This window comes from Brasilonema angustatum, from assembly GCF_059505445.1.
Genome location: NZ_JCACKO010000008.1, coordinates 1 through 4,892 on the forward strand (window position 1 = coordinate 1; position 4,892 = coordinate 4,892).

Genomic DNA, 4,892 nt, shown 5'->3' on the forward strand with positions numbered 1-4,892 from the left:
TATCACCTGAGCGTCAAGATTATTTCTCGTGGCAAGGGGCAAGCTGCCACCGCGTCCGCTGCCTATCGCTCCGGTGAAAAAATCACTGATGAACAACTTGGTAAAACCTTCGACTACACGCGCAAGCAATCCATCTATCAAGCAGAACTCATTGCTCCTGATAACGCCCCCGATTGGATGAAAAATCGCAGCCAGTTATGGAATGCTATCGAAAAGAAAGAGAAGCGTTTCGATGCACAGTTAGCCCGTGAAATTGAGTTGAGCATTCCCAAGGAATTAACCCACCAACAGAAGACCGAACTGGTACGCAAATTTGTTAAACAAGAATTTGTCAGCCGGGGCATGATTGCAGACATCACTTATCACAATTTCACCGGTCAAGATTCTCATAATCCTCATGCACATATCCTTCTCACGATGCGTAAAATTAAGGGGGATAACTTCGGGGATAAGTGCCTTGAGTGGAACCGAAAAGAACTTCTAAAGCAGTGGCGATCTGCCTGGGCTAATCACAATAACCGTGCTCTTCAACAAGCCGGGTTAGATATGCAGGTTGACCATCGCAGTTTTAAAGAACGCGGCATCGAAGACCGAGCGCCGATTAATGAATCTATGCAGGTTGCACAAATGCGAAAGAAAGCAGAGAAGCATCCGCTTAGATACCCCATGCCGGATAAAGCCAAACAGAACAACGAACTCAAAAAACTTAATCGCGAATTGGCAGACTTAAAACGTCAACTCGCTAAGGAAGAGGAAAAACAGAAACGCGAACAACAAGAAAGAAAGCCGCAGCAGATAACACCGAAAGTAAAGGAAAGCAGTCCGACCATACCAGAGCCACAGCCTACCCAAGCGGCACAGGAACTTACCGAAGACCAACGGGAGTTATTGAAATTCTGGCAGGAGTATCGTGAACGGGAACGAGGTAGCCAGCCCAATAAGGACAAAAAAGAAAGAGACTGGGAACCTGAAAGATAAATTCTAAGTAATAATAAATACGCTCTTATTTATGAGTATTTTTTATCAATTACATACCAAATAAAATAGCACAACTTTACCTCATACTTTCCTTTCGAGGTAAATCATCATGGATATTTTTGTGAAAAAACTCTCTGACAATAAAAGTTACGAGTTCTATTTCACTTTCACCAAACAAGAAATTAATGACTGCACTCTTAAACAATCTATTGGTAAAGACAATGCTTTTGACTTTATTAGAAATTTGATTGAGGAAGCTATCATTAAACCTAACAAAGAAGATAAGTTAGTGGAACTAATAGAAGACGAACCAGCATTTGAGCCAGTATACGAATATGGCTGTAATGCAGGTAATGGCTGGCTTCTACATGAAATTATCTCCTCAGATTTTAAAGGAGAGATTAAACCCTATGAAGAAGTCTTTGTTGTATTCATTAATCAAGAACAACCTAAAATTGTTAGAAGCCATGCAGACGAACTGATTTCGACAATCTGCTACAAGCTAGCAGAGTGGAATACTCCAGTTAAAAAATTCATGATTAACGCTCTCTAAGCTTTTTAATAATCGCCCTTAAGCCTATCTCAAAAGGTTAAAGGGCGATTGCCCATTTAAACATTAATTAGGAAGTAACTCACTTAATTCTTCCAACAACTTCAATGCTTTATCATATGTTCTCGGCGGTTTACCTGTCATACTTTGACTTGCCGCTTCTTGTGCCTGGTTGTGCCACTCCTCTACCAGTCCCGTTAATTCCTTAATTATCCCCCTTGCCCTTACTGCCGCTTCTACATCCTCCGCTGTGAAACTCACCGGAACCCGCCTTAATTTCGTCGGTTCCCCATATTTCGGCTTACGTCCTGCTCCCTCTCTCGCCCCACCCCTTGGCATGAGCTTTTACCTCTATTTTGATTTCGTACTACAATTTCATTATAGCACAAAATCCTGTACCGGACAATATTTCTGAAAACGTTTATCATATTCAAAACGCGAGATTCTTTAGAGACATTCTCCCTTAGCAATCTGATTTTGAAAACGTATATCATAATCAGAAAGTCGCTATTTTCTTAGTAAACAACGACCGAAACCACCCAACCGAATGTCTATACCCAAGCAAGCCTGTTGCCTGCTGCCGCCAGTAATCCGCTTGCTGCTGCCAGCGGTCACGGTCAGTTCTCAATTCCTCTAGCTGCTTTTCTTTATCCTCAATTCTCTGCTGTAACGCCTTTAATCTCTCCTCAAAAATCAAAGCAGAAAAAGACGTTACACCCTGTATCGAACCCTGTAACGCATCGTCACGAGATACATCATCACCTATAACACTGTCTGTTACGGGCGGAAAAACTCTGAACAACTCCGCCGGGTCAATCTTATATCCGGCATCAGTCTTTTCTACATAGGAAAGACGACCATCTTTTATCGCTCTCAAGATGGACATTTTACTTTTTCCTACTGCTTTTCCTGCCGTCCCAAGTGTAAAATACATCCGTCTCACTTCGTCACATTCCATAACGAAGTTACTGTAACGATTATTTAATTTAACAAGTCAAACCTCATTCGCTAATTCAGCATCAATTGACTTTTTCTTTCTTCCGTATCGCTTCTTCAATGTCATCCAATTAAAGAACTCTCCCCCCTGATTACCCGATTGTTCAGGGTCATCTTCTAAATGTACAAGGTCATCTTCTTCCTTTTCCAATTCACGAAAAAATGGTCGAAGCTCTCCAAAAACTTCTACCATTCTCACCCCATGCAAAATATCAGTCATCTGGTATAACCAATCCGGGTCATTCGCTAATTCATCCGACTTCACAGAATATTTTAATGCTTCTGCTACCGCCGACCTGATAGCAGCATTCTCTCCCTCTGTTCCTTTTTTTGGTTTCACACTCCTAACATCTACATTCGGGTCATAGTCAATTTTCAAAGCTTTACGCCAAAGAGCTATCCATTGCTTTTGATTGATATATTTCTTTCCAAAATAAGAAGGTGGAACAAGCAATAAGGCATGAAAATGAGGGTGAGGATTTCTATCTTTATCCTTGGTGATTTCCAACCCACGAATTGCCCCTATTGCTGGATAATCCTTATATCGCTGTAAGTTCTTCCATGCGGCTCGCATACGACCCAAGCAATCCTTCAAGTCTTCAAGAGGCGGGTCTTTTACCGTTAGAGTTAAAAATATCCATCTATAACCCGAATATTTTTTCTCAATCTCGGGCAACACAGAATAAATCCGGTACTTCCATTTCATCGACTTACGCCACTGACAACATGAGCAAAACCTCACTCTACAAAGGTAAGCATGATAAAGCCTTAACTGCATTTCCCCTGTTTGAGCATCCGTAACCCATCCATATTCCAGAATCGGCGCACATTCTGAAATCCGCTTTGCATATTTACGCTGCCATTCATGGGGTGAATGGCTATAATGCTCTGCTATTCGCTCTGAAAGCTGACGGTGATTATCCCAGGGCTTGTCTTTCTCTGAATAATCTGTCAGATACTCGACATCTAAAGAATTTTGCCCTAATATGGGTTCATATGCCGCTGCTGTTTCGCAGCCGGCGGTTAAAGTCATAAAACCCCCTAGTTATTTGTTGGTCTCGCAACCCAGATTCTAGGGGGTTTTACGTTTATCTGTCAAATCCTATTCAAAGCCTTGTCTAACCTGGCTTTGAGGCACATTTAAAACTGGCGAGTTATTTCTAAGGTATAAATACAAGGAATAGCTTCTGGATTTTGCCCCGTTTAAACGCGATTCTAGGGGGGTTAAAAGCATTTTAGCTAGTCTGGTAGCCAACTACCCCCTAGAGCGTCTCCTAGACCCCTTTACGGGGCGTATAGAGCTATTTTAAACCTCAACTACCATTATTTCTTTTTCGCCAGTATTTTATGACTACGATATTTCAATTTTTCGGATGCAATTTTTAGCACGGTGCTATCTGCTCTTAGTTGCTTACTATCAGCTATCAATTTGTCACTGCGCTCTGTTAACCGCTGATTGTCAGATATCTGGTGCATAATCTAAATACCGCCTCTGACGCTTTGCCTCATTTAAACACAATTTTTCAGGGGTCAAAAAACAAACGATTCTAAACTGGCTCGCCACATCCTCCCCCGCCCTGGCATACCCCACTATCGTTGCCCTTCGGGCTTTTTACATCTGTCTTGCCGGTGCAGTTCGTTTTTGAGTGGTGAAAACGCGCTTACTCAAAGCACCTGCAAGACTGCCGCACCCCCTACCGTGCCATCGTCCTCCCCCCACTCTTAGGGGGTGCGGCATTGCGTGGGATGAACAGCACGACACTTCGCTTCGTTTCGTTTCGCTCGCTACAGCCGCTTCACGCCTTCCGCTTACTCCACTCCACTTCGCTACGCTGTCTTTGCTAGTCCATCCCACGCTCTCGACTAACGATGACGTTTTAGCAGTCCTCTATCCCTTTCCCAGGGAAGCAACGTGCTCGCTCGCCTCAAGAAAAATGCGGTGCAGCAGCTCCTATTTTTCTTGACCCGCCCTGTGCGCGTTGCTGTTCTGGAGGTGTCGGCTCCGAGGGAATGTCAGGGCTTCCCGTCTCACCAAGGGAATGAAATCCTCATAGATATATCACCATCAGACCCGGTATCCGCTGAACCTTTCTCTGTTGCACCCGCAAAAAACAAGCAGTCAACCCCAAAGCCCCCCTGGCGAATGAAGGGCACGCTTATAAAACCCTAAAATATCTGCTAAAATTCTATCGAATTTCATCAGATATTTTCCGGCTATGCCGTCGGGTTTTTGCGTGCCAGAGGGCTAGCCCTCTGGACTCCCATTCCTGACCAGAAAATTCACAGGGTTGCATCATGGCACAGGAAGGACATTATCACCTGAGCGTCAAGATTATTTCTCGTGGCAAGGGGCAAGCTGCCACCGCGT

Annotated in this window: 6 protein-coding genes; 2 read left to right on the top strand and 4 right to left on the bottom strand. The window is 43.7% G+C overall.

Features of this window, described 5'->3' with window-relative positions:
- Both mobQ and AC5JM2_RS01915 read left to right on the top strand, forming a co-directional pair.
- The coding region (mobQ, locus tag AC5JM2_RS01910) for a MobQ family relaxase (RefSeq protein WP_495833223.1) at window positions 1-978 on the top strand (978 nt) is incomplete at its 5' end.
- A 121-nt stretch (window positions 979-1,099) separates the two neighbouring features.
- Window positions 1,100-1,531 carry a hypothetical protein gene (locus AC5JM2_RS01915; RefSeq protein WP_495833224.1) on the top strand — a complete coding sequence of 144 codons (432 nt, stop codon included), beginning with the start codon at window positions 1,100-1,102 and terminating at the stop codon, window positions 1,529-1,531.
- A gap of 63 nt (window positions 1,532-1,594) precedes the next feature.
- On the opposite strand, the gene AC5JM2_RS01920 is transcribed toward AC5JM2_RS01915, so the two are convergent.
- The 4 genes from AC5JM2_RS01920 to AC5JM2_RS01935 all read right to left on the bottom strand — a co-directional run bounded on the left by AC5JM2_RS01920 (window position 1,595) and on the right by AC5JM2_RS01935 (window position 4,000).
- Window positions 1,595-1,867: a hypothetical protein gene (locus AC5JM2_RS01920; RefSeq protein ID WP_495833225.1), complete on the bottom strand. Its 273-nt coding sequence runs from the start codon at window positions 1,865-1,867 to the stop codon at window positions 1,595-1,597.
- Between the two features lie 157 nt (window positions 1,868-2,024).
- Window positions 2,025-2,414 (bottom strand): hypothetical protein, encoded by a 390-nt coding sequence (locus tag AC5JM2_RS01925; protein WP_495833226.1) that lies wholly within the window; start codon window positions 2,412-2,414, stop codon window positions 2,025-2,027.
- A gap of 108 nt (window positions 2,415-2,522) precedes the next feature.
- Complete coding sequence (locus AC5JM2_RS01930) at window positions 2,523-3,557, bottom strand: protein rep (protein ID WP_495833227.1); 1,035 nt, start codon at window positions 3,555-3,557, stop codon at window positions 2,523-2,525.
- 290 nt (window positions 3,558-3,847) lie between these two features.
- Window positions 3,848-4,000, bottom strand: a complete 153-nt coding sequence (locus AC5JM2_RS01935; protein WP_495833228.1) for a hypothetical protein — start codon at window positions 3,998-4,000, stop codon at window positions 3,848-3,850.
- Window positions 4,001-4,892: the final 892 nt, after the last annotated feature.

Coding starts and splice junctions, on each gene's coding strand:
- AC5JM2_RS01930 (WP_495833227.1), bottom strand. CDS start 3,557: ATGACTTTAACCGCCGGCTGCGAAACAGCAGCGGCATATGAACCCATA.
- AC5JM2_RS01920 (WP_495833225.1), bottom strand. CDS start 1,867: ATGCCAAGGGGTGGGGCGAGAGAGGGAGCAGGACGTAAGCCGAAATAT.
- AC5JM2_RS01935 (WP_495833228.1), bottom strand. CDS start 4,000: ATGCACCAGATATCTGACAATCAGCGGTTAACAGAGCGCAGTGACAAA.
- AC5JM2_RS01925 (WP_495833226.1), bottom strand. CDS start 2,414: ATGTCCATCTTGAGAGCGATAAAAGATGGTCGTCTTTCCTATGTAGAA.